The following is a 21,884-nucleotide window of genomic DNA, read 5'->3' on the forward strand; positions in this document are numbered from 1 at the left end:
TGACCATCGGCCCGAACGGCACGATCGAGAAGGCCAGGAACGCCGGCACCACCATGATGACCGGGGCCAGCAGGTAGAGCACCTTGTCCACGGTCCGCGGGAAGAGGTCCTCCTTCAGCCCCATCTTCAGGCCGTCGGCGACCGACTGCAGCAGGCCGAACTTGCCGGCCCGGTTGGGGCCGTACCGGTTCTGCATCCTGGAGATGAGTTTCCGCTCGAACCAGACGCCGAACAGGATGCCCAGCATCAGGAAGGCGAAGAGCAGCACGGCCTTGATGATCGTGATCCACAGCGGGTCCTTGCCGAAGTCGGCGAGGGTGGGATCGGCCGCGAGAACGTGGGTCATGAGGCGCTCCCGATGGTGACGATGTCGCCGGCCACCGCGCGCAGGTCGCGCGTGACCGAGCAGCCGCCGGAGTTGGTCGGCACCCAGACCACGCGGTCCGGCAGGTCGGCGACGCGCACGGGCAGCGTCACGGTGTCGGCTCCGCGGCCGCCCACGACGAGCTTGTCGCCGTCGGCGACGCCGAGCTCGGCTGCCGTGCTCTCGGAGACCAGTGCTTCGGCGGCGCGGGCGGTGCCCGCGAGGTACGGCTCGCCGTCCTGCAGCCTGCCCTCGTCGAGCAGCAGGTGCCAGGTCGCCAGCAGCGCCTCGCCGGCCGCCGGGGCGACCTGGGCGCGGGTGGCGGTGTGCGGCGCGGTGACGCGGCTGCCGCGCCACGCACCCAGGCTGGACAGCTCGCGCCTGGCGGCCTTGGCGTCCGGCAGGCCCAGGTGGACGTCCATCCGGTCGGCCAGGTTGCCGATCACGGCCAGGTCGCTCTGCAGGCCCGGCACCTTGAGCGGCGCCTCGAACGAGCGGCCCCTGCCCTCCCAGTTGACGAACGTGCCGCCCTTCTCCTGAACCGCGGCGACGGGCAGGACCACGTCGGCGCGGTCGGTGACGGCGCTGGCGCGGATCTCCAGGCTGACGATGAACGGCGTGTGCTCGAGGGCCTCGAGCGCCGCCGCCGGATGGGCCAGGTCGTACGGGTCGACACCGGCCACGACCAGGGCGTCCAGCTCGCCGGCGCGGGCGGCCGCCAGGATGCCGGAGGTGTCGCGGCCCGGCGTGGCGGGCAGCGAGGCCACGTCCCACGCCCTGGCGACCTCGGCCCTGGCGGTCTCGTCGTCGACCGGGCGGCCGATCGGCAGCAGGTTGGGCAGCGCGCCGGCCTCGACGGCGCCGCGCTCGCCCGCCCTGCGCGGGATCCAGGCGAGCCTGGCGTCGGAGGCGTTGGCGAGCCGTACGAGGGCGGACAGGGCGCCCGGCACGGTGGCGAGGCGCTCTCCCGCGAGCACGACCGTGCCCTCGGCCAGCGTGCCGACCAGGTCCCCGATGGCGTCCGCCTCGCCGCCCGGCGCGGTGCGGATGAGCGTGCCGCCCATCTTCTCCAGCCCGGGGGAGGCGAACGGGGCGATCGAGGTGACCTTGAGCCCCTTCTTCTTCCACGCCTTGCGAAGACGCAGGAAGACGATCGGCGACTCCTCCTCGGGCTCGAACCCGACGAGCAGCACGTGGGGCGCCTTCTCGAGGTCGGTGTAGCTGATCTCGATGCCCTTGCCGGCCACCGCGTGGGCCAGGAACTGCGCCTCCTCCGTGGAGTGCGGCCTGGCGCGGAAGTCGATGTCGTTGCTGTGCAGGGCGATCCGGGCGAACTTCGCGTACGCGTACGCGTCCTCGACCGTGACCCGGCCGCCGACCAGCACGCCGGCCTTGCCGCGCGCCTTGGCCAGGCCCTCGGCCGCCACCGTCAGCGCCTCCGGCCACGAGGCCGGCACCAGCACGCCCTCCTCGTTGCGGACCAGCGGCGTCTTGAGCCGGTCGGGCTGCTGGGCGTAGGTGAAGGCCCAGCGGCCCTTGTCACAGTTCCACTCCTCGTTCACCTGCGGGTCGTTGCCCGCCAGGCGGCGGGTGACCCGGCCGCGCCGGTGGTCGGTGCGCTGGGCGCAGCCGGAGGCGCAGTGCTCGCACGCGCTCGGCGTGGAGACGAGGTCGAACGGGCGGGCCCTGAACCGGTAGGCGGCGCCGGTCAGCGCGCCGACCGGGCAGATCTGCACCGTGTTGCCGGAGAAGTAGGAGTTGAACGGCTTGCCGTCGGCGACCCGCACCTGCTCCTTGGCCCCGCGCTCGAAGAACTCGATGAGCGGGTCACCGGCGATCTGGTCGGAGAAGCGGATGCACCGGGCGCACTGGACGCAGCGCTCGCGGTCGAGCAGCACCTGCGTGGACAGCGGCAGCGGCTTGGGGAAGGTCCGCTTCTGCTCCTGGAACCTGGACTCGCCCTGGCCGTTGGACATGGCCTGGTTCTGCAGGGGGCACTCGCCGCCCTTGTCGCAGACCGGGCAGTCGAGCGGGTGGTTCATCAGCAGCAGCTCCATGGCCCCGCGCTGCGCCTTCTCGGCGACCGGCGAGGTGAGCTGCGTCTGCACGACCATGCCCTCGGCCACCTCGATCGCGCACGACGGCTGCGGCTTGGGGAAGCCGCGGCCGTTGCCCGCGTCGGGGATGTCGACGAGGCACTGGCGGCAGTTGGCCGCCGGGTCGAGCAGCGGGTGGTCACAGAACCTGGGGATCTGGATGCCCAGCAGCTCGGCTGCCCTGATGATCAACGTGCCCTTGGGGACACTGACCTGGAACCCGTCGATGGTCAGGGTCACCAGGTTCGTCTCGGTCTCTACGACTGTCACTGCTCACCCCAGAGAGTGGACTTCTTCGGGTCGAACGGACAGCCGCCGATCTCGAAGTGCTTGAGGTACTCGTCGCGGAAGTACTTCACGGAGGAGTGGATCGGGCTGGTCGCGCCGTCGCCCAGGGCGCAGAACGAGCGGCCCAGGATGTTGTCCGCGATGTCGGTGATCGTGGCCAGGTCATCCTCGGTGCCCTGGCCCTTCTCCAGGCGCTTGAGCACCTGCTTGAGCCAGTACGTGCCCTCGCGGCAGGGCGTGCACTTGCCGCAGGACTCGTGGGCGTAGAACTCGGTCCAGCGCAGCACCGTGCGGACCACGCAGGTGGTCTCGTCGAAGATCTGCAGGGCGCGGGTGCCGAGCATGGAGCCCTTGGCGCCGACCGCCTCGAAGTCGAGCGGCACGTCGAGGTGCTCGTCGGTGAAGATCGGCGTGGAGGAGCCGCCCGGGGTCCAGAACTTGATCTGGTGGCCGGCCCTGATGCCGCCCGCCATGTCGAGGAGCTCGCGCAGCGTGATGCCGAGCGGCGCCTCGTACTGGCCGGGCCTGGTGACGTGGCCGCTCAGCGAGAAGATGCCGAAGCCCTTGGACTTCTCGGTGCCCATCCCGGCGAACCAGTCCGCGCCGTTGCCGATGATCGAGGGAACACTGGCGATCGACTCGACGTTGTTCACGACAGTAGGCGAGGCGTACAGGCCCGCCACGGCGGGGAACGGGGGCTTGAGTCGCGGTTGACCTCTGAAGCCCTCGAGCGAGTCGAGCAGCGCCGTCTCCTCGCCGCAGATGTAGGCGCCCGCGCCGCTGTGCACGACCAGTTCGAGGTCGAAGCCGGAGCCGAAGATGTCGGTGCCGAGGTAGCCCTTCTCGTACGCCTCCCGCACGGCCGCGTGCAGCCGCCGGATGACGTGGAGCACCTCGCCGCGCACGTAGATGAAGGCGTGGTTGGCCCGGATCGCGTACGAGGTGATGATGATGCCCTCGACCAGCGCGTGCGGGTTGGCCATCATCAGCGGGATGTCCTTGCAGGTGCCCGGCTCCGACTCGTCGGCGTTGACGACGAGATAGTGCGGCTTGCCGTCGCCCTGCGGGATGAAGCCCCACTTCATGCCGGTCGGGAAGCCCGCGCCGCCGCGGCCGCGCAGGCCGGAGTCCTTGACGGCCTGGATGACGGCGTCGGGGTCCATGCCCAGCGCCTTCTTCGCCGCCTCGTACTCGCCGTAGACGTCGATGCTGAAGGAGTTGGGCTGGTCCCAGTTCGCTGTCAGGACCGGTGTCAAAGTCGTGCTCATGCCTCGGGGGCCTTCCATCCGTTGGCCTTGGCGACCTTCAGGCCCTCGAGCGAGGCGCCGGCGGCCGACGGGCCGTCGCCCGCCAGCTCGTCGGGCAGGCCGGCGAGCACGCGCGAGGCCTCCTTGAAGGTGCACAGCTTCTTCGGGCCGCGGGTCGGCCGCACGTCCTTGCCGTCACGCAGGTCGTCGATGAGCTGCTTGGCCGACTCGGGGGTCTGGTTGTCGAAGAACTCCCAGTTGACCATCATGACCGGGGCGAAGTCGCAGGCCGCGTTGCACTCGAGGCGCTCCAGCGAGACCTTGCCGTCGGAGGTCGTCTCCTCGTGACCGACGCCGACGTGCTCGGACAGCTCGTCCCAGATCTGGTCGCCGCCCATGACCGCGCACAGCGCGTTGATGCACACGCCGACGTGATAGTCGCCGGCGGGCTTGCGCTTGTACATGGTGTAGAAGGTCGCGACGCCCGTGACCTCGGCCTTGCTGATGCCGAGCAGCTCCGCACAGAACTCCTGCCCGTCGTCGGAGACGTAGCCGTCCTCCGACTGCACGAGGTGGAGCAGCGGCAGCAGGGCGGACCGCGTCTTCGGGTAGCGCCCGATGATCTCCTTGGCGTCCTTCTCAAGACGCTCACGGACATCCGGTGAGTAGGTCACCGGTCCACACCTCCCATGACGGGGTCGATAGAAGCCACCGCGGCGATCACGTCGGCGACCTGGCCGCCCTCGGCCATCGCGGGGAAGCCCTGCAGGTTGCAGAAGGACGGCTCGCGGAAGTGCACGCGGTAGGGGCGGGTGCCGCCGTCGCTGACCACGTGGGCGCCGAGCTCGCCCTTGGGCGACTCGATGCTGGCGTACGCCTGCCCGGCCGGCACCCGGAAGCCCTCGGTCACCAGCTTGAAGTGGTGGATGAGCGCCTCCATCGAGGTGCCCATGATGTGGGCGATGTGGTCGGGCGAGTTGCCGAACCCGTCGGGGCCGAGCGCGAGCTGCGCGGGCCAGCCGATCTTCTTGTCCTCGATCATCACCGGGTCACCCTTGAGCGGACCCGCGATGCGGTCCAGGGCCTGCTCGACGATCTTGAGGGACTCTTCCATCTCCTTCATGCGCACGAGGTAGCGCGAGTAGACGTCACAGCCGCGCTCGGTGGCGACGTCGAACTCGTACGTCTCGTAGCCGCAGTACGGCTGCGACTTGCGCAGGTCCCACGGCAGACCGGCGGCGCGCAGGATCGGCCCGGTGATGCCCAGGGCCATGCAGCCGGTCAGGTCGAGGTAGCCCACGTCCCTGGTGCGGCGCAGGTAGACGGGGTTCTCGTCGAGGAGCTTGCGGATGTCCTTGATCCGCTTGGGCATCTCCTTGAGGAACTCACCGATCTTGTCGACCGCGCCCGCGGGCAGGTCGACGCTCACGCCGCCCGGCCGGATGTAGGCGTGGTTCATGCGCAGACCTGTGATGTACTCGAACAGGTCCATGATCATTTCACGGTCGCGGTAGCCGAACAGGAACGGCGTGGTCGCGCCCAGCTCCATGCCGAACGTGCCCATCGCGACCAGGTGCGAGGAGATGCGGTTGAGCTCCATCATCATCACGCGGATGGCCTGCGCCCGGTCCGGGATGCGGTCCTCGATGCCGAGCAGCTTCTCCACGCCCAGGCAGTACGCCGTCTCGTTGAAGATCGGCGAGAGGTAGTCCATGCGGGTCACGAACGTGGTGCCCTGCGTCCACGTCCGGAACTCCATGTTCTTCTCGATGCCGGTGTGCAGGTAGCCGATGACGCTGCGCGCCTCGGTCACCGTCTCACCGTCGAGCGTCAGGACCAGGCGGAGCACGCCGTGCGTGGACGGATGCTGGGGGCCCATGTTGACGACCAGGCGCTCTTCCTCGGTGTCGCGCGCCCCGGTGACGACCTGGTCCCAGTCGCCGCCGTTGACCGAGTAGACCTTGCCCTCGGTCGCCTCGTCGTAAGCCGTGCTCACGAGTAAGACCTCCTCTGGTCCGGCGAGGGAATGGTGGCGCCCCGGTATTCGACCGGGATGCCGCCGAGCGGGTAGTCCTTCCGCTGGGGGTGTCCGTCCCAGTCGTCCGGCATCATGATCCGGGTGAGCGCGGGGTGACCGTCGAAGATGATCCCGAAGAAGTCGTACGTCTCGCGCTCATGCCAGTCGTGACCAGGGTAAACGCCGACGGTCGATGGAATGTGCGGGTCGGCGTCGGGTGCGCTGGCCTCGACGCGCACGCGCCGGTTGTAGGTGACCGAGCACAGGTGGATGACCGCGCGCAGCTCCTCGCCCGCCAGGTGCGGGTAGTGCACGCCGGACACGCCGAGCGAGAGCTCGAAACGCAGCGCGGGGTCGTCGCGCAGCTTCTGGCAGACCTCGACCAGCCGCTCGCGCTTGACGTGCAGGGTCAACTCACCGCGGTCGACCACCACGCGCTCGATGGCGTCGTCGAGCCCGAGGGCGTCGACGATCTCGTCGAAGTAGCCGCCGTACGGGCGGGGCGTGGACAGCTGCGGCGCCCGGCGCACGACGAGGCCGCCGTAGCCGGAGGTGTCGCCGGAGTCCTGGGCGCCGAACATGCCGTGCCTGGCGATCGGCGATTCCGGCACTGCGGGAACCGGGACCTCGGGGGTCTCGCCGCTGTCCGGGCTGCCGGGGAGGTTGTCGGGCGAAGTCACTTCGCGGCCCCCTGGTCGATCAGCGGCAGCGGGCGCAGCGCCTGGAGCTCGAGCTCCTCGATCTGCTTGGCCCGGTGCGCGCCGAACTTCATGTTCTGGATCTTGTCGTGCAGCTTCACGATCGCGTCGATCAGCATCTCGGGCCGCGGCGGGCAGCCCGGCAGGTAGATGTCGACGGGCACGACGTGGTCGACGCCCTGGACGATCGCGTAGTTGTTGAACATGCCGCCGCTGGAGGCGCACACGCCCATGGAGATGACCCACTTCGGCTCGGCCATCTGGTCGTAGATCTGCCGCAGCACGGGGGCCATCTTCTGCGAGACGCGCCCGGCGACGATCATCAGGTCGGCCTGCCGGGGAGACGCCGAAGCGCGCTCCATGCCGAAGCGCGCGAGGTCGTAGTGGGGGCCACCGGTGGCCATCAGCTCGATGGCGCAACAGGCGAGCCCGAACGTGGCCGGCCACACGGAGTTTTTACGCGCCCATCCGGCGGCCGCCTCGACCGTGCTGAGGATGAACCCGCTGGGGAGTTTCTCTTCAAGTCCCATTTTCAGTCCCAGTCCAGACCCTTGCGGCGCCACACGTACGCGTAGGCCACGAGCACGGTGACGATGAACAGCAGCATCTCCACGAGCGCGAACAGCCCCAGGCCTGAGGAGAGCACCTGGCCCGCGTCGTTCGTCTGCGGCGTGAACGAGACCGCCCACGGGTAAAGGAAGATGATCTCGATGTCGAACACGATGAAGAGCATCGCGGTGATCATGTATTTGAGCGGGAACCGTCCACCACCGACAGGCTGGGGCGTCGGCTCGATACCGCATTCATAGGCGTCGAGCTTGGCGCGGTTCCAGCGCTTGGGACCGGTGAAGGGAGCGATGGCGACCGAGAAGATCGCGAAGCCCCCCGCGAGAACGGCGAGCACCAGGATGGGCACGTAAAGGTCCATCGCTACGCCTCCTCCGGAGTCGCCGCGCGCGCGGGCGCGCAGCCGGATCTGTTAGTTCTGAGATTCATGCTGGTGGGGCGACCTTTGAGAGTGCGTTAATGATCATGTCGGACGCATCGCCTCGCCGGTCGGTGAGATTACCAAGGAGTTTGATGGCGAAGCGCATCAGCCTCGGGTGAGGGAGCCCGTGCCTGGTGCCAAAGCTCATCACACCCGGCTTCCCAATTGCCTCGACGAACAACCTGCCGAGCGTGAAATATCCGCCGTACGCGTCCTTCAGCACCTGAGGATAGGTCCGCAGGGTGCGTTCGCGCTGCGCGGGGGTGGTGCCCTTGAGGGCCTTCACGATGACCTCGGCGGCGATCTCGCCGGTCTCCATGGCGTAGGCGATGCCCTCGCCGTTGAACGGGTTGATCGACCCGCCCGAGTCGCCCACGAGCATCAGGCCGCGCGAGTAGTGCGGCTGCCGGTTGAAGGCCATCGGGAGCGCGGCGCCGCGGATGGGGGCCGTCATGTTCTCCTCGGTGAACTCCCACTCGGCGGGCATGGCCTTGCACCAGCGCCGCAGCAGGTCCCGGTAGTCGATGTTCTTGAACTCGGCGCTCGTGTTGAGCAGCCCGAGCCCCACGTTGGCGGTGCCGTCGCCGACGCCGAAGATCCAGCCGTAGCCGGGCAGCAGCTTGTCCTCCGCCCACAGCTCCAGCCAGATCTCGAGGTAGTCGTCGTCGTGGCGCGGGCTCTCGAAGTACGTCCGCACGGCCACGCCCATCGGCCGGTCTTCCCGCTTGTGCAGCCCCATGCCCACGGCGAGACGGGTGCTGTTGCCGTCGGCGGCCACCACCAGGCGGCTGCGGTATTCGCGCCCGTCCTTGGTCGTCACGCCGACGATGTGGCCGCTGCGGTCGTCGAGGATGGGCCCCGTCACGGTGACGCCCTCCATCATCCGCACGCCGTTCTTGACCGCGTTGGCGGCGAGGATCTCGTCGAAGTCCTGGCGGGTGCGTACGAGCCCGAAGTCGGGGAAGCGCTCGAGCTGGGGCCAGTCGAGGTCGAACCGCAGGCCACCGCCGACGACGCGCAGGCCCTTGTTCCTGACCCAGCCGGGCGCGTCGACGTCGACGCCCATGTTGAGCAGCTGCTTGACCGCGCGCGGGGTGAGGCCGTCGCCGCAGACCTTCTCACGGGGGAACCTGGTCTTCTCCAGGAGCAGCACGTCTAGCCCGGATCGAGCGAGGTAAAAGGCGGTTGCGGAACCTGCGGGACCGGCGCCGACGACGATGACGTCGGCGTCTACCTGCTTGGCTGATGGCACCGTCACTGGACTGTCCTGTCCTTCGAAGGCCTCGGGGGTGTGCCGCCTTCGTTCCTTTGTGAACCCCTTCACAAACTTGTCGGCCTGCAGTCTACTGCTTTTCCAGTACATAGTGGCAGTCGGGGGGCCGTTCCGTGATCCAAGAGGAACGGCGTGTCGCATGTGGTCTCACTGCGGCTTGAACCCTCTGTGCATGGCCACGATCCCCATCGTGAGATTGCGCCACGCCACCCGCTCCCAGCCGGCCTCCTGAATCGTCCGGGCCAGCGTTCGCTGGTCGGGCCAATCCCTGATCGACTCCGCCAGATATTCGTAGGAATCGTCATTGGACCCGAACACCTTGGCCACTTTCGGCAGCAGCCTCATCAGATATTCGCGATAGACCAGATCGAACGGCGCGAAGGCGACATGCGAGAACTCCAGCACCACCAGCCGGCCGCCGGGCTTCGTCACGCGCAGCATCTCGCGCAGCGCCTGCGCGGTGTCGTGCACGTTGCGCAGCGCCACCGAGATCGTCACCGCGTCGAAGGAGTCGTCGGCGAACGGCAGCCGCATCGCGTCGCCCGCGATGAACGGCACCCCGTCGCCCGACAGCGCGTTGCCGCCGTGGCGCCGTACGCCGGTGCGCAGCATGCCGAGCGAGAAGTCGGACGCGATGGCCCGCGCGCCCAGCGTGGTGAACGCGTCGGTGGACGTGCCGGTGCCGGCTCCCAGGTCGAGCACGAGCTCGCCCGGCCCCGCGTCGATGGCCGCGGCCACCGCCTTGCGCCAGAGCCTGACCTGCCCGAGGGAGATCACGTCATTGACCAGGTCGTAGCGCCGGGCGGTGCGATCGAACATCGCGGCGACCTCGTCCGGCTGTTTGTCCAATTGAGCGCGCGTCATAGGCAAAGCCTATTGGGAGGCCACATCCACCAGCAGGTGGAGGCCGCAGACACAAAAAGTAGTCACCCGACTACCGAATGTCTGCTAACAATTGGCGAATGCTTGCCCGTGTCGCCCTTGCCGCGATTCTCGCCTCGGCCCCCACGCCGCATGTTCACGTGGTCTCCGCCGACCCGGTCGACAGCACCCCGCACGTACTCGACGGCATCGTCAACGCCATCACGGTCGTGGGCCGGACCGTCGTGGTCGGCGGCTCGTTCAGCGAGGTGAGCGACGCCGCGCGCACCACGACGTACCCGCGCGCCAACCTGTTCGCCTACGACCTGACCACAGGCCGCGTCCTGCAGGATTTCGCGCCGATCGTCCCGGGCCCCGTGTACGGCCTGGCCGCCGGCGACAGCGGCACCGTCTACGTCGGCGGCGAGTTCACCGGCGTCAACAACACGCGGTCCAGGTCGCTGGCCAGGCTCAAGCTCTCCGACGGCGCGCTCGTGACCGGGTTCGCGCCCCGCATCGGCGGCGGCATGGTGAACGCGCTGGTCAGACAGGGCTCGCAGCTTTACGTCGGCGGCGACTTCATCAGCCCGCGCACCGCGCTGGCCAGGCTCGACGCGACCACGGGCGCGGCCGACCCGGCGTTCGCCATCACACCGGGCGGGCCGCTCGCGGACAGCGTCAAGGTCCACGCGATCGCCGCCACCCGTCATCGGCTCGCCGTGGACGGCTCGTTCACCACGCTCGGCGGCCACTCCAGGCCGCAGCTCGGGCTGATCGACATCAGCGGCCCCACCGCCAAGGTCGCCCCCTGGCGGACCGAGGCGTACGCGGCCCGGTGCATGGCGGCATTCCCCTCGTACGTGCGCGGCCTGGATTTCTCGCCCGACGGGCGTTATTTCGCGGTCGTCACCACAGGGGGCCCCAAGGGCGGCATGTGCGACACGACCGCCAGATTCGAGACGTACGCTAAGGGCACCCGGGTCAAGCCCACCTGGGTCAACAGCACGGGCGGCGACTCGCTCTACTCGGTTTGCGTGACGGGCGCGGCGGTCTACGTCGGCGGGCATCAGCGCTGGTTGGACAATCCGCGGGGCCGCGACTCGGCAGGCCCGGGGGCGGTGTCACGGCCCGGCATTGGGGCCATTCATCCGACCACGGGTAAGGCCCTGAGTTGGAATCCGACGCGGGAGCGGGGCATCGGCGTGAAGGCGTTTTACGCGCATCCCAGCGGACTACTTGTCGGTAGCGACACAACCCGACTCGGACGGGAGTACCATGCCCGGATTGGCATGTTCCCTCAGCCCTAGTCGTCCTCGGGCTTCGGCCGGTCGATCTTGTTGCTGATACGTTCGCTCATGGCGTCGCGCTGCTTGCTGAGCAGGACGTAGCTGGCTATGCCGCTGATCAAGAAAGACACGACGATCAGCACCAGCGGGTTTTGCAGGCCGAGCAGCAAGAGCACCACGAGGGTCACCGCAAACAGGCCGATCCGCGACAAGGTGTAAACGAGAACGGGACGCACAGGTTCGAGGTTACTCGGACCCGTGGACCGGTCGCTCTTCGCATCGGACGCGAGCGCTGCTACTGTTCCCAGTCAGGGAGTTTCGTAAAGAAACACCCACGAGAGCCCCAAAGAGGCTCTATCATATAACAATCGGGCAGTCAGCTGATAACAACCCGTGATCTTTGTCGAAAACCACGGATAAATCAGGCTTCGCTCGACACACTGGTTACCTGTCCGCCCGCTGGCAGGAAGCGGGATGCGAGGGGGAGAGATTGGTGGAGAGTAGCAGCGAGCGTCTGCTGACCCCAGGAGAGGTTGCCGCCCTCTTCCGGGTAGACCCAAAGACGGTTACGCGCTGGGCTGCGGCAGGCCGCATCAGCAGTATCCGCACCCCCGGAGGGCACCGGCGCTTCCGCGAGTCGGAAGTCCACGCCCTTCTCCGAGGCGAGGACGTTTTGACGGCCGACAGGCCGGCAGGTGAGTCCCCGCGCGTCTGACCGTGCAGACGGTGATCCTGCGACGGCAGGATCACCGCCGGCGCAACGCACTGTTCGCGTGCTTCCCGGCCATATTTCCGCACGGCAAGCATGGAGCGGCGCCAACCGCCGATCGTGGCTGGCGCCTGTCCGGCTGCTACCTGTTCAGGCTTCCTCCTGCGCCGCCTTGAACGCCAGGAACTCCCGCTCGAGGTCGTCGTTCTCCGCTTCCCAGCGCTTGCGGCGCTCAGCCGCCTCCTCCTCCGTCAGCGCCTCGGGCAACCACTGTTCGTAGTCGGGGTCACCGGGCCGCACCTCCACGTACGCGTTGCCGATCAGACGCCCGTCTTCGCTGGTCAGGCTCTGCGGCACGCACAGGGTCCCGTCCGCGAGCCGGATGACGTACATGTCCGATCACCTAGATTCCGTAGCGCCGGTTGAAGAAGAGCATGATGTCGAGCGCCATCCGCGTGTCTCCCCCGAGCATGTCCACGAGGGCCGGACGCTGGCGGGAGGCGATGGCGGCGAAGGCGTCGGCGAAGAACTCCTTGCGGCCCAGCCCCCCTCCCTGGCGGTGGAAGGTGGAGGACAGCAGCGGCAGGGCCGTGTTGTAGAGGCGGACGAACTCCGGCGAATCGGAGACCCAGTCGCCGTAAGGCGAGTCGATGTCGTCGATGGCGTGGCCGACCTCGTGCATCATCACGTCCGGGGTGGGCGAGGGACGGTCGCCCACGACGATCTTGCGGTCGCCGTACGCGCCCGCGCAGATGTCCCACGTCGCGCGGCCCGACGGGAGCGGGGCGCCGCGTAAGTAGCCCATGTCGTCGAGGTCGGGGACGCCGCCGCGGCCGACGTAGATGCCCTCCAGGCCGGCCGCGAGCTTCTCCTTGAGGCGGTCGGGCAGCCTGGCAAGGCTCTCCACGGCGCGTACGACGTCGGCCGAGGGCGGGCCCTGCCTGGCGTCCCACTGGCGGTGCAGGATGCTCTCCAGCTTGCCGCAGTGGCGCAGGCCGTCGCCCATGGACGGCACGCCGGGCCGGTTGGGCTGGGCCCTTGGCTGCTCGTCGAGCTCGAAGTCGTACCAGGTGTAGCGGGGGCGCTCGACCACGGCGGCGGGCAGCCTCTCGCGGCGTTCGCGCACCGCGAACCCGTCCCAGGGGCGCCCTGCCTCCTCGCCCGGCCATGTCATCCGCTCAGGACGCCCGCTGGGCGCGTCTGTGGCCGCCCGGCGGTCCTTGCGTGCCTTGGCGTCTGGACGGGCCTCCTTGTGCTTCTCGGAGACGTTGGACCAGAACGAGCGGTCGGCGTCGGGGGGCGCCTCGCCGCGGCGCGAGAACAGGTACGACCCGCGCCGCCACCAACGACCGCGCCGGTGTCTCCCCTTGTCGCCAGACACCTTGGAGTTAGAAAAGGCCATCGCACCTCTCAACGCCTGTGGAGTCCGGCGAGAGCGCCGCATCGGCTTCCACGGTACGACGCGGATCTTCCCCTAGTCACCCGAAATGGGACAACGGGAAGCACGATCACGTCGCGGATGGCTTACAGTTCGGGCATGGCAGGTGTACTGATCGGCCTGGCGCTGCTGGCCTTCTGGCTCTTCTCGCTGTTCGACGTGGTAACCACACCGGAGGATGAGGTTCGGAACGTACCAAAAGCCCTGTGGATCCTGATCGTCGTCCTGATCCCGCTGCTCGGCGGTCTCGTCTGGATGGCGCGCGGGCGACCACGTGCTCCGCGCGCCGCCTGGCCCGTGCCCCCGGGTCCGGGTGCGCCGAAGGGGCCGGACGACGACCCCGACTTCCTGCGCGACCTCGACCGCCGCATGCGCGGCGACGACGCCTGAGCCGATCAGACGTCGGCGTAGCTGTGCAGCCCGCTGATGAGGATGTTGACGCCGATCAGGTTGAACAGCAGGCAGGCGAACGCCACGAGCTGCACGATCGTCGCGGCCCTGCCCCGCCATCCGGCCGTCACCTTGGCGTGCAGGTAGGCGGCGTAGGCCACCCAGGTGATGAACGACCAGACCTCCTTGGGGTCCCAGCCCCAGTAGCGGCCCCACGCCCGGTCCGCCCAGAGCGCCCCCGCGATCACCGCGAACGTCCACACCGGGAACGCGAACACGATCGCCCGGTGCGCCACCCGCTCCAGGTCGGCGCGGGACGGTAGACGCGACACCCCGTCGCCGCGCACCAGGTAGAGGATGCCGGACACGCCCGCCATCGTGAACAGGCCGCTGGCGACGATCGCGGCGGTGACGTGGATGGCGATCCAGTACGAGTCCAGCGCGGGCACCACCGGCCCCGCGGCCGTGTAGAAGAACTTGACCGCCAGGCCGAGGCCGAGGGCGGCCGCGACCATCACGAAGGCGCCGAGGAACCGCACGTTGTAGCGGAGCTGGCTGCCGAGGAACGCGGTCACGGCGGCGAAGCAGATCGCCACCACGAACTCGTACATGTTGCCCCACGGCCACCGGTCCACCGCCAGGCCGCGGGTGGCGATGGCGGTGAGGTGGGCGGCCCAGCCCACCCAGGCGAGCACCAGAGCCGCCCTGCCGGCCCAGACCGCCCCGAGGCCCTTGGCAGCGGGCTTCCCGGCTTCCACGGCGCCTTCGCCGGGAGGCGTCCCGACCACGCCGCCTTCGCCGGGAGGCGTCCCGACCACGCCGCCGGCGGCCGCTCCGACCGCCACAGGCTGTTTGGCCTCCGACCGCTCGGCGACGGCCGCCGTGCCGGGGACGCCCTTTCCGAAGGCGAGCTCGATCGCGAAGGCGACCATGGCGAAGACGTAGAGGAGGACGGCGGCGACGACGAAAAGGTCGCTCAGCCCGGCGAGTTGCTCAGCGGACATCCTTTTCTCCTGCTGATAGAACCTTGACGATGTCGGCGAACTCCTCGGCGAAGCCCGCCGCGGAGCCCTCTGTGCGGGTCAGCCCGCCCACCTCGACCACGCCCTTGTCGACCCGTACGAACACCCTGCGCCGGCGGATCTGCAGCGACAGCGCGATGCCCACGACCGCCGCGGCGGCGGCGATCAGCGCGGGCACGCGGCCGGGGTCGTAGGCGGTCTGCAGCGTGATCCACTCCTTGACCCCGGTGAACTCCAGCTTGCCCGCACCCTTCGGCAGCTCGATCGACTGGCCGACCGCGAGCGGCTTGGGCACGTTCGTGCCCATGACGAGCGGGGTGAGCTTCTTCAGTACCTCGGGCGGCGCCAGCTCGTAGACCGACTGGGGCTGGCCGGAGCGCAGGCCGAGGTCGCCGGTGAAGGCACCGATGAGCTGCACCTCGGGGTTGAGCTCGCCGGGGAAGGCGGAGGCGTACGTGCCGTCGGTCAGCGGCACGCTGGTGGGCAGGAACTGCAGCAGGAACCCGAGCTGCGCCGGCTGCGCGTCGGGCACCTTGACCACGCATCCCGAGGCCATCGTGGCCTTGGACTCGATCAGGCACGGCACCGGGCCCTCGAAGGCCACCTGCCCCTTGCCGTCGGTGACCTTGAAGACGGGGGCGTAGCCGTTGCCGATCAGGTAGGTCTGCGTGCCGTCGATCTCCAACGGGTCGTTGACCTTGAGGTCGTAGTCGCGGGTGGGCGAGCCGGGCGAGTCGTTGACCTTCAGGTGGGCGGTGTAGTCGAGCGCCTGACCCTTCTTGTCGCCCGTGACCTGGTAGGCGACCTTGAAGTCGGCGAGCTGGAAGGAGAACGGCTCCAGCGACTCGGCCGAGACCTGGCTGCCGGGGATGAACCGGTCGTAGGCGGCCACCGTGTTGGCGAACCCGTCGCCCTCCACGACCAGGACGTTGCCGCGGTAGCCGAACAGGGAGCCGAAGCCCACCGCGAGCAGGATGCCCAGCAGGGCGACGTGGAAGAGCAGGTTGCCGGTCTCGCGCAGGTAGCCCTTCTCCGCGGAGACCCAGCCGTCGCCGGTCACGACGCGGAAGCGCAGCTTGCGCAGCCGCCGCGCGGCCTCACCGACGTCGAGGTCGCCCTCGAAGGAGGCGGACTGGGGCAGGCGCGTCAGGCGCTTGGGCGCGTCAGGCGGCTTGCGGCGCAGCTCGCGCGCGTACGTCGTGACGCGCGGGATGATGCAGCCGACCAGCGAGGTGAACAGCAGCAGGTAGATCGCCGCGAACCAGACCGAGGTGAACACCTCGAAGAGCTGGAACCTGTCGTACCACTCGGCCAGCGTGGGGCTCTGCTCGTAGAGCCGGGCCACCTTGTCGGGGTCGACACCGCGCTGCGGGACGAGCGAGCCGGGCACCGAGGCGAGCGCCAGCAGGAAGAGCAGGATCAGCGCCGTCTTCATCGAGGTGAGCGTGCGCCAGCCCCACCGCAGCCAGCCGACCAGCCCGAGCTTGACGTGCTTGGGCTCCTGCTCCGTCGCCAGCTCCTGAACAGTCATCAGATCACCGGCTCGAAAGCGCCGATCAGACCCTGCATGGCAGCGATCATCTGTCCCCACAGCCCGGTCACGAGCAGCACTCCGACGGCCACCATCAGGCCGCCGCCGATCCTGGTGATCAGGCGCGAGTGCTTACGGATGGCCCGGAACGTGCGCAGGGCCTTGCTGTACGCGAGCGCCGCGCCCACGAACGGCAGCCCGAGGCCCAGGGCGTACGCGACGGCCAGGAGGGCGCCACGCGCGGCGCTGCCCTCGTTGAGCCCGAGCGCCAGCACCACGGCGAGCGTGGGCCCGATGCACGGCGTCCACCCCAGCCCGAACACCACCCCGAGCAGCGGCGCGCCCGCCAGTCCCGCGGCCGGCACCTTGTGGATGCGCACGTCACGCATCAGCCCGGGGACGGCGCCCAGGAACGCCAGCCCGAGCAGGATGGTCAGCACGCCGAGCACCCGCGTGATGATCTCGGCGTGGCCCAGCATGACCGAGCCGAGCCCACCGAACAGCGCGCCGCTGAGCACGAACACCAGCCCGAACCCGCTCACGAACAGCGCCGTGCCCAGCACCAGCCGCCCCCGCCTGGGGTCGGCGCTCATGCCGGTCACATACGACAGGTAGCCGGGCACCAGCGGCAGCACGCACGGCGACAGGAACGACACGACCCCGGCCAGCACCGCAATCGGCACGGCGAGCAGCAGCGAGCCCGAGGCCACGACGTCACTCATCGCGCACCTTGGTCACGGTGTTCATCAGGTCGGTGTACTTGACCGCGCCGAGCGCTCTGGCGGCGACCCTGCCCTGCTTGTCGATGATCAGCGTGGACGGGATGGCCGCGGGCGGCACCGTGCCCTGGAAGGCCAGCGCCACCTTGCCCGGCTGGTCGAAGATGTGCGGGTAGCCGGTCTTCTCGTTGCGCTCGAACGCCAGCGCGTCGGCCTGGCGGTCCTTGAAGTCGATGCCGATGAACTCCACGCCGCTGGCCTTGGTCTGGGCCGCGACCTCCTTGAGCACCGGCGCCTCGGCGCGGCACGGGCCGCACCACGACGCCCAGAAGTTGAGCACCACGACCTTGCCCTTGTGCGCGGCGAGCGAGGCGGTGGCCCCGTCGAGGGTCGGCCCCTGGATCGCGGGCGCCGGCTTGCGCTCGCTCGCGCCGAACACCTGCATCTTCCCGTCGCCCGCGACGAACCGGGTGTCGCCCGCCTGCGGCTGGCCGCCCTGGTTGCCGGCGCAGCCCGCGACCAGCAGGCCCAGGAGAACGAGGAAGATGGACTTGGCGCGCACGGAGGAAGATCTCCTTGTACTACAACCGGTAGAGCTTGCAACTCTACCGGTGAGGCCGCGCGCTCCGGACATCAGGCCCCGGGAATGGACGGACCCGTCTCAACCGATCCCGCGGGCTCGCTGTAGCCGACGCTGACCAGGCGGTCGCCGTTGAAGGTGAACGAGGTGAGGCTGGCCAGCGCGCACTGCCTGCGCCGCGGGTCGTGCCAGAGCCTGCGGCCCTCGGCGGCCATCCTGATCGTCCAGATCGGGAGCTGGTGGCTGACGAGCACCGTCTCGTGCCCGCGTGCCGCGGCCCTGGCGTCGTCGATCATCGACTTCATGCGCCGGACGATGGCCGGGTACGGCTCGCCCCAGGACGGGCGCAGCGGATTCCAGAAATAGCGGTAGTTACGCGGGTTTCGCAGGATTGTCAGGCCCTGGCCCACCGCGCGGCCTTCGAACAGGTTGCCCGCCTCGATCAGCCGCTCGTCCTGGACGACGCCGAGGCCGAGCTTGTCGGCGAGGGGCGCCGCGGTCTCCAGCGCGCGCTCCAGCGGCGAGCTGTAGAGCGCGACGATGTCACGGCCGCCCACGGTCTTGGCGACCGTCTCGGCCATGAGCTGACCCGTCTCGGACAGGTGGTAACCGGGCAGCCGGCCGTACAGGACGCCGGCGGGATTGTGCACCTCTCCGTGGCGCAGCAGGTGGACGACGGTGGTTTCAGCCATGGTGTGGCACAGCTTATCCGCTCCACTTCACCACCCGGCTGGGACCCGGCGGAGGCTCAGTTGACGGCCCAGGCGTTCTCCTGCGTCCTGCTCGCTTCGGCCAGCGCCTCCACCGTGGCCCTGATCGCCGGGCGGCGGGCCGCGTCCGCTCGCCACACCGCGTAGATGCGCCGCGTCTGGCGTGGCCTGATCGGCACGAGCCGCACGCCGCCCGGCACGCAGTCCCGGCCGAGCCGCGGCACGATCGCGCAGCCCAGCCCGCCCGCCACCAGCGCGAGCTGGGTCGGGTACTCGTCGGCCATGCACGCGATCTCGGGCTCCACCGAGGCGTTGCGCAGCGTGAAGACAAGCCAGTCGTGGCAGACCGTGCCGGGACTCCCGCTGATCCACCGCTCGCCGCGCAACTGCGCCAGCTCCAGTTCCTTGCTGTCCGCCAGCGGGTGGTCGGCGGGCACCGCGACGTCGGCCACGTCGTCGAGCAGCGTGGCCCTGGACAGGCCGTCGGGCAGGGCCATGGGCCGGTTGAGCCAGTCCTGGATCACGCCCAGGTCCAGCTCGCCCCTGGCCACCTCGCGTACCACCCGCTCCGGCTCGCGCTCGTTGAGCGTGATCCACAGGTCGGGATGGCGATCCCGGAGCGCGACGAGCGCGCCGGGCATGAGGCCGCGCACGGCGGTGGGGAAGGCGGCGATGTTCAGGCGGCCGACGACCTCGCCGCGCAGCGCCTCGAAGTCCGCCTCCGCGGTCTCGACCAGGGCGAGGATGCGCTCGGCGTGCTCGGCGAGCAGCCCGGCCGCGTCCGTCAGCCGCACGCCGCGCCCGTTGCGCTCCATGAGCCTGGCCCCGGTCTCCCGCTCCAGCTTGGCGATCTGCTGGGACACCGCCGACGGGGTGACCATGAGCGCGTCGGCCGCCGCTCCGACCGACCCGTAGACGTGAACTGCGTGAAGGGCCTTGAGCCGGTTCAAGTCCAACATGTAAGCCAGCCTAAACGGTTTAGCGTAGAAAGTCTCGCTTGTCCTTCAATCTGTAGCGTTTGAAAATAGATGCATGAGAATCCTTAAGACGAAGAAGCAGCAGTCCGGTTCGGTTTCGTACCTGAAGGTGCTCGCCGAGCAGGCTCGCGAGCAGCGCATCCGCTACCAGAAGCCCGCTCGCTGAGTGCGGCCCCGCCACCTCGCCCTAGCCGTCGGCCTCGCGGCCGTATGGGGCTTCAACTTCCTGGTCATGCAGGTCGGGCTGCGGCACTTCCCGCCCCTCCTGTACGCGGGCATCAGGTTCACGATGGCCGCGTTCCCCGCCCTGCTGTTCGTGGGGCGTCCAGGGGTCCCGTGGCGGTGGGTCGCCGGGGTGGCGGCCGCTGTCGGGGTCGGCCAGTTCGGTCTCCTGCTCGTGGGCATGCGAGCGGGCGTACCGGCCGGGCTGGCCTCTCTCGTCCTGCAGACGCAGGTGCTGTTCACCGTGTTGTTCGCGGTGACGCTGCTCAAGGAGCGGCTCACCGCCCGCCGCGTGCTCGGACTGGCCGTCGCCCTCGGCGGCCTGGCCCTGGTCACACTCGACTTCGGGGTGTCGGGCCCGCTCGGCGCCTTCGTCCTCTGCCTGGGCGCCGCGGCCGCCTGGGGCCTCGGCAACGTGATCCAGCGCAGGGCCGCGCCGCCCGACTCGCTGCGTTTCATGGTCTGGGTCAGCGCCTTCTCCGCGCCCCCGCTCCTGCTCCTGTCGCTCTGGCTGGAGGGCGTGCCCGCCTTGAGCCCGTCCGTGGAGGGCTGGCTGTCACTGGTGTACGTGGCGTTCATCTCCACGCTCGGCGGCTTCGGCGTCTGGGGCCTGCTCCTGCGCCGGTACGACGCTTCGACGGTGGCGCCGTACACGCTGCTGATCCCGGTGTTCGGCATGTCGTCGGCCGCGCTGATGACCGGCGAGCCGATCTCCTGGCTGAAGCTGGTGGCGGCGGCCCTGATCGTCTCGGGCGTCCTGTACGCGGGCACCAAGCCCCGCCGCGCACCGGCCCCGCTCTCCACGGCCGGCCGCTGAGCCGCGGCGGCATGTGCGGGAGACGGGGTCAGAGAACGGCCGCGGCCGCCTTCGCGGCAGCCGGAAGAGCGTCGGCGACGCGGTTGAGCGCCTCGTCGTCGTGGGCCGCCGACAGGAACCAGGCCTCGTACGCCGAGGGCGGCAGGTAGACGCCCTGGTCGAGCATGGCGTGGAAGAAGGCGGTGAACACGGCCGTGTCCTGCGCCTTGGCCTCGGCGAAGTTCGTCACCTCTGCGTCCGTGAAGAAGATCGAGAACAGGCTGCCCGCCCGCTGCAGCCGGTGCGGCACCCCCGCCGCGGAGAGCGCCTCTGCGGCGGCGTCGCCGACGGCGAGCGCGGCGGCGTCCACCCGCTCGTACGCCTCGGCGTCCAGGGCACGCAGCGTGGCCAGCCCGGCCGCGCAGGCCAGCGGGTTACCGGACAGCGTCCCCGCCTGGTAGACCGGCCCCTCGGGCGCGAGCTGGGCCATGACGTCGGCCCGTCCGCCGAAGGCCGCGGCAGGCAGGCCGCCGCCCATGACCTTCCCGAACGTCATCAGGTCGGCGTCCACCGGGTCCAGGCCGTACCAGCCCGCGGACGAGACGCGGAAGCCCGTCAGCACCTCGTCGAGGATGAGCAGCGCGCCGTTGGCCGTGCACAGCTCGCGCAGCCGCGTGTTGAAGCCGTCCTTCGGCGGGACGATCCCCATGTTCGCGGGGCAGGCCTCGGTGATCACGCACGCGACCTCGACCTCCGCGAAGGCCGCCTCGACGGCCTCGATGGAGTTGTACGGCAGCACGATCGTGTCCGCCGCCGACGCTCCCGTCACGCCCGGCGTGTCGGGCAGCCCGAACGTCGCCACCCCGGACCCGGCCGCGGCCAGCAACGCGTCGACGTGCCCGTGGTAGCACCCCGCGAACTTGATCACCTTTGACCGCCCGGTGAACCCCCTGGCCAGGCGCACGGCGCTCATCGTCGCCTCGGTGCCCGAGCTGACCAGGCGCACCTTCTCGACCGGGGCGACCCTGGCGACGATCTCCTCTGCCAGCTCCACCTCGCCCGGCGTGGCGGTGCCGTAGGAGAACCCGTTGGCGACCGCCCCTGACACGGCCTCGACGACCGCGGGGTGGCGGTGCCCGAGGATCATGGGCCCCCAGGAGCACACCAGGTCGACGTACCGGTTGCCGTCCGCGTCGGTGATGTAGGGCCCCTGGCCGGAGACCATGAAACGCGGCGTCCCGCCGACCGCGCCGAACGCACGCACCGGAGAGTTGACGCCCCCGGGCACGATCCGGCGGGCGCGGGCGAACAGGTCCTCGGAGTTCTGTGTACGGCTCACCCGACCCAGGTTAGTCCCACCCCCACCCGCCCCTTTCCACACGGGCACATCAACGCCGCCGAGGCGCATCCCCCACCGGGCACGGGGTGCAAGCGGCCCCCTCCACAGGCGTCCCTGCCCGCACTCCGCGTCGCACTCGCGAGCACACGCCCTTCCAGCCGCCACCGCCACCCAGCCGCCGTCACCGCCGTCACGGGAACGCCGTCAGAGGCTCCATCACGAGAGGCGCGCCTAACCTATGGGGTTTCAGCCTGACACCAAGCGTCCTGCCGGTGCGCAAGGTCGTGCCGGCGGGGGCTCCGTCGCCGGTCCGGGAGGTCTGGCTGCCGTTTA

The 21,884-nt window shown here is 69.6% G+C and carries 24 protein-coding genes; 4 read left to right on the forward strand and 20 right to left on the reverse strand.

From position 1 onward, the window contains the following. The 10 genes from ABN273_RS30770 to ABN273_RS30815 all read right to left on the reverse strand — a co-directional run. The coding region (locus tag ABN273_RS30770) for an NADH-quinone oxidoreductase subunit H (RefSeq protein ID WP_349452557.1) at positions 1–346 on the reverse strand (346 nt) is incomplete at its 3' end. Next, positions 343–2,730 carry an NADH-quinone oxidoreductase subunit G gene (locus tag ABN273_RS30775; RefSeq protein ID WP_349452558.1) on the reverse strand — a complete coding sequence of 796 codons (2,388 nt, stop codon included), beginning with the start codon at positions 2,728–2,730 and terminating at the stop codon, positions 343–345. The genes ABN273_RS30775 and ABN273_RS30770, both read right to left, overlap by 4 nt. After that, the gene (gene nuoF, locus ABN273_RS30780) at positions 2,727–4,016 is read right to left on the reverse strand and encodes an NADH-quinone oxidoreductase subunit NuoF (protein ID WP_349452559.1); all 1,290 of its coding nucleotides are present in this window, start codon (positions 4,014–4,016) and stop codon (positions 2,727–2,729) included. Before nuoF ends, ABN273_RS30775 begins: the two co-directional genes overlap by 4 nt. After that, on the reverse strand, positions 4,013–4,669 hold the full coding sequence (gene nuoE / locus ABN273_RS30785) for an NADH-quinone oxidoreductase subunit NuoE (protein ID WP_349452560.1): 657 nt from the start codon (positions 4,667–4,669) through the stop codon (positions 4,013–4,015). The genes nuoF and nuoE overlap by 4 nt, the downstream gene beginning before the upstream one ends. Then, the gene (locus ABN273_RS30790) at positions 4,666–5,991 is read right to left on the reverse strand and encodes an NADH-quinone oxidoreductase subunit D (RefSeq protein ID WP_349452561.1); all 1,326 of its coding nucleotides are present in this window, start codon (positions 5,989–5,991) and stop codon (positions 4,666–4,668) included. The genes nuoE and ABN273_RS30790 overlap by 4 nt, the downstream gene beginning before the upstream one ends. Beyond that, positions 5,988–6,692, reverse strand: a complete 705-nt coding sequence (locus ABN273_RS30795; protein WP_502911155.1) for an NADH-quinone oxidoreductase subunit C — start codon at positions 6,690–6,692, stop codon at positions 5,988–5,990. Before ABN273_RS30795 ends, ABN273_RS30790 begins: the two co-directional genes overlap by 4 nt. After that, positions 6,689–7,240, reverse strand: coding sequence for a NuoB/complex I 20 kDa subunit family protein (locus tag ABN273_RS30800; RefSeq protein WP_349452562.1), 552 nt, complete (start codon positions 7,238–7,240; stop codon positions 6,689–6,691). Before ABN273_RS30800 ends, ABN273_RS30795 begins: the two co-directional genes overlap by 4 nt. 2 nt (positions 7,241–7,242) lie before the next feature. Continuing rightward, positions 7,243–7,638 carry an NADH-quinone oxidoreductase subunit A gene (locus ABN273_RS30805; RefSeq protein WP_349452563.1) on the reverse strand — a complete coding sequence of 132 codons (396 nt, stop codon included), beginning with the start codon at positions 7,636–7,638 and terminating at the stop codon, positions 7,243–7,245. A 64-nt stretch (positions 7,639–7,702) separates the two neighbouring features. After that, positions 7,703–8,956, reverse strand: coding sequence for a geranylgeranyl reductase family protein (locus ABN273_RS30810; protein ID WP_349452564.1), 1,254 nt, complete (start codon positions 8,954–8,956; stop codon positions 7,703–7,705). Between the two features lie 162 nt (positions 8,957–9,118). Beyond that, the gene (locus ABN273_RS30815; RefSeq protein ID WP_349452565.1) at positions 9,119–9,835 is read right to left on the reverse strand and encodes a demethylmenaquinone methyltransferase; all 717 of its coding nucleotides are present in this window, start codon (positions 9,833–9,835) and stop codon (positions 9,119–9,121) included. A 98-nt stretch (positions 9,836–9,933) separates the two neighbouring features. On the opposite strand from ABN273_RS30815, the gene ABN273_RS30820 reads away from it, so the two are divergent. Beyond that, positions 9,934–11,139: a hypothetical protein gene (locus ABN273_RS30820; RefSeq protein ID WP_349452566.1), complete on the forward strand. Its 1,206-nt coding sequence runs from the start codon at positions 9,934–9,936 to the stop codon at positions 11,137–11,139. On the opposite strand, the gene ABN273_RS30825 is transcribed toward ABN273_RS30820, so the two are convergent. Further along, on the reverse strand, positions 11,136–11,354 hold the full coding sequence (locus ABN273_RS30825; RefSeq protein WP_349452567.1) for a DUF4229 domain-containing protein: 219 nt from the start codon (positions 11,352–11,354) through the stop codon (positions 11,136–11,138). The genes ABN273_RS30820 and ABN273_RS30825 overlap by 4 nt on opposite strands. A 257-nt stretch (positions 11,355–11,611) precedes the next feature. Between ABN273_RS30825 and ABN273_RS30830 the strand changes: the two genes are divergently transcribed. Continuing rightward, a complete protein-coding gene (locus tag ABN273_RS30830; RefSeq protein ID WP_026214226.1) occupies positions 11,612–11,833 on the forward strand; it encodes a BldC family transcriptional regulator in 222 nt (73 codons plus the stop codon). A gap of 144 nt (positions 11,834–11,977) precedes the next feature. On the opposite strand, the gene ABN273_RS30835 is transcribed toward ABN273_RS30830, so the two are convergent. Together ABN273_RS30835 and ABN273_RS30840 are read right to left on the reverse strand one after the other, a co-directional pair. After that, the gene (locus ABN273_RS30835) at positions 11,978–12,220 is read right to left on the reverse strand and encodes a hypothetical protein (RefSeq protein WP_349452568.1); all 243 of its coding nucleotides are present in this window, start codon (positions 12,218–12,220) and stop codon (positions 11,978–11,980) included. Between the two features lie 10 nt (positions 12,221–12,230). Continuing rightward, complete coding sequence (locus ABN273_RS30840) at positions 12,231–13,229, reverse strand: hypothetical protein (protein ID WP_349452569.1); 999 nt, start codon at positions 13,227–13,229, stop codon at positions 12,231–12,233. A 135-nt stretch (positions 13,230–13,364) separates the two neighbouring features. On the opposite strand from ABN273_RS30840, the gene ABN273_RS30845 reads away from it, so the two are divergent. Further along, positions 13,365–13,655, forward strand: a complete 291-nt coding sequence (locus tag ABN273_RS30845; protein ID WP_349452570.1) for a PLD nuclease N-terminal domain-containing protein — start codon at positions 13,365–13,367, stop codon at positions 13,653–13,655. 5 nt (positions 13,656–13,660) lie between these two features. Here the strand turns inward: ABN273_RS30845 and ccsB are convergent, their stop codons facing one another. From ccsB to ABN273_RS30875, 6 genes are all read right to left on the reverse strand, one after another. Further along, on the reverse strand, positions 13,661–14,659 hold the full coding sequence (gene ccsB, locus ABN273_RS30850; protein WP_349452571.1) for a c-type cytochrome biogenesis protein CcsB: 999 nt from the start codon (positions 14,657–14,659) through the stop codon (positions 13,661–13,663). Next, on the reverse strand, positions 14,649–16,208 hold the full coding sequence (gene resB, locus ABN273_RS30855) for a cytochrome c biogenesis protein ResB (protein WP_349452572.1): 1,560 nt from the start codon (positions 16,206–16,208) through the stop codon (positions 14,649–14,651). Before resB ends, ccsB begins: the two co-directional genes overlap by 11 nt. After that, positions 16,208–16,930, reverse strand: a complete 723-nt coding sequence (locus tag ABN273_RS30860) for a cytochrome c biogenesis CcdA family protein (protein ID WP_349452573.1) — start codon at positions 16,928–16,930, stop codon at positions 16,208–16,210. The genes resB and ABN273_RS30860 overlap by 1 nt, the downstream gene beginning before the upstream one ends. Continuing rightward, a complete protein-coding gene (locus ABN273_RS30865; RefSeq protein WP_349452574.1) occupies positions 16,923–17,489 on the reverse strand; it encodes a TlpA family protein disulfide reductase in 567 nt (188 codons plus the stop codon). Before ABN273_RS30865 ends, ABN273_RS30860 begins: the two co-directional genes overlap by 8 nt. A 71-nt stretch (positions 17,490–17,560) precedes the next feature. Then, entirely contained in the window at positions 17,561–18,199 is a 639-nt protein-coding gene (locus ABN273_RS30870) for a histidine phosphatase family protein (RefSeq protein WP_349452575.1), read from the reverse strand. A gap of 56 nt (positions 18,200–18,255) precedes the next feature. Continuing rightward, positions 18,256–19,176, reverse strand: coding sequence for a LysR family transcriptional regulator (locus ABN273_RS30875; RefSeq protein ID WP_349452576.1), 921 nt, complete (start codon positions 19,174–19,176; stop codon positions 18,256–18,258). Positions 19,177–19,360: 184 nt separating this feature from the next. Here ABN273_RS30875 and ABN273_RS30880 point away from each other — a divergent pair, with 184 nt between their 5' ends. Further along, a complete protein-coding gene (locus tag ABN273_RS30880; protein ID WP_349452577.1) occupies positions 19,361–20,233 on the forward strand; it encodes an EamA family transporter in 873 nt (290 codons plus the stop codon). A 28-nt stretch (positions 20,234–20,261) separates the two neighbouring features. On the opposite strand, the gene hemL is transcribed toward ABN273_RS30880, so the two are convergent. Further along, positions 20,262–21,551, reverse strand: a complete 1,290-nt coding sequence (gene hemL / locus ABN273_RS30885) for a glutamate-1-semialdehyde 2,1-aminomutase (protein ID WP_349452578.1) — start codon at positions 21,549–21,551, stop codon at positions 20,262–20,264. Between the last annotated feature and the right edge of the window lie 333 nt (positions 21,552–21,884).

The organism is Nonomuraea sp. B19D2, from assembly GCF_040137845.1.
Classification (GTDB): Bacteria; Actinomycetota; Actinomycetes; order Streptosporangiales; family Streptosporangiaceae; genus Nonomuraea.

What these genes read in the sequence shown, in the direction of transcription:
- ccsB (WP_349452571.1), bottom strand. Translation starts at nt 14,659, where the DNA reads ATGTCCGCTGAGCAACTCGCCGGGCTGAGCGACCTTTTCGTCGTCGCC.
- ABN273_RS30840 (WP_349452569.1), bottom strand. Translation starts at nt 13,229, where the DNA reads ATGGCCTTTTCTAACTCCAAGGTGTCTGGCGACAAGGGGAGACACCGG.
- ABN273_RS30875 (WP_349452576.1), bottom strand. Translation starts at nt 19,176, where the DNA reads ATGTTGGACTTGAACCGGCTCAAGGCCCTTCACGCAGTTCACGTCTAC.
- nuoF (WP_349452559.1), bottom strand. Translation starts at nt 4,016, where the DNA reads ATGAGCACGACTTTGACACCGGTCCTGACAGCGAACTGGGACCAGCCC.
- ABN273_RS30820 (WP_349452566.1), top strand. Translation starts at nt 9,934, where the DNA reads ATGCTTGCCCGTGTCGCCCTTGCCGCGATTCTCGCCTCGGCCCCCACG.
- ABN273_RS30815 (WP_349452565.1), bottom strand. Translation starts at nt 9,835, where the DNA reads ATGACGCGCGCTCAATTGGACAAACAGCCGGACGAGGTCGCCGCGATG.
- ABN273_RS30845 (WP_349452570.1), top strand. Translation starts at nt 13,365, where the DNA reads ATGGCAGGTGTACTGATCGGCCTGGCGCTGCTGGCCTTCTGGCTCTTC.
- ABN273_RS30870 (WP_349452575.1), bottom strand. Translation starts at nt 18,199, where the DNA reads ATGGCTGAAACCACCGTCGTCCACCTGCTGCGCCACGGAGAGGTGCAC.
- resB (WP_349452572.1), bottom strand. Translation starts at nt 16,208, where the DNA reads ATGACTGTTCAGGAGCTGGCGACGGAGCAGGAGCCCAAGCACGTCAAG.
- ABN273_RS30860 (WP_349452573.1), bottom strand. Translation starts at nt 16,930, where the DNA reads ATGAGTGACGTCGTGGCCTCGGGCTCGCTGCTGCTCGCCGTGCCGATT.
- ABN273_RS30835 (WP_349452568.1), bottom strand. Translation starts at nt 12,220, where the DNA reads ATGTACGTCATCCGGCTCGCGGACGGGACCCTGTGCGTGCCGCAGAGC.
- ABN273_RS30800 (WP_349452562.1), bottom strand. Translation starts at nt 7,240, where the DNA reads ATGGGACTTGAAGAGAAACTCCCCAGCGGGTTCATCCTCAGCACGGTC.
- ABN273_RS30805 (WP_349452563.1), bottom strand. Translation starts at nt 7,638, where the DNA reads ATGGACCTTTACGTGCCCATCCTGGTGCTCGCCGTTCTCGCGGGGGGC.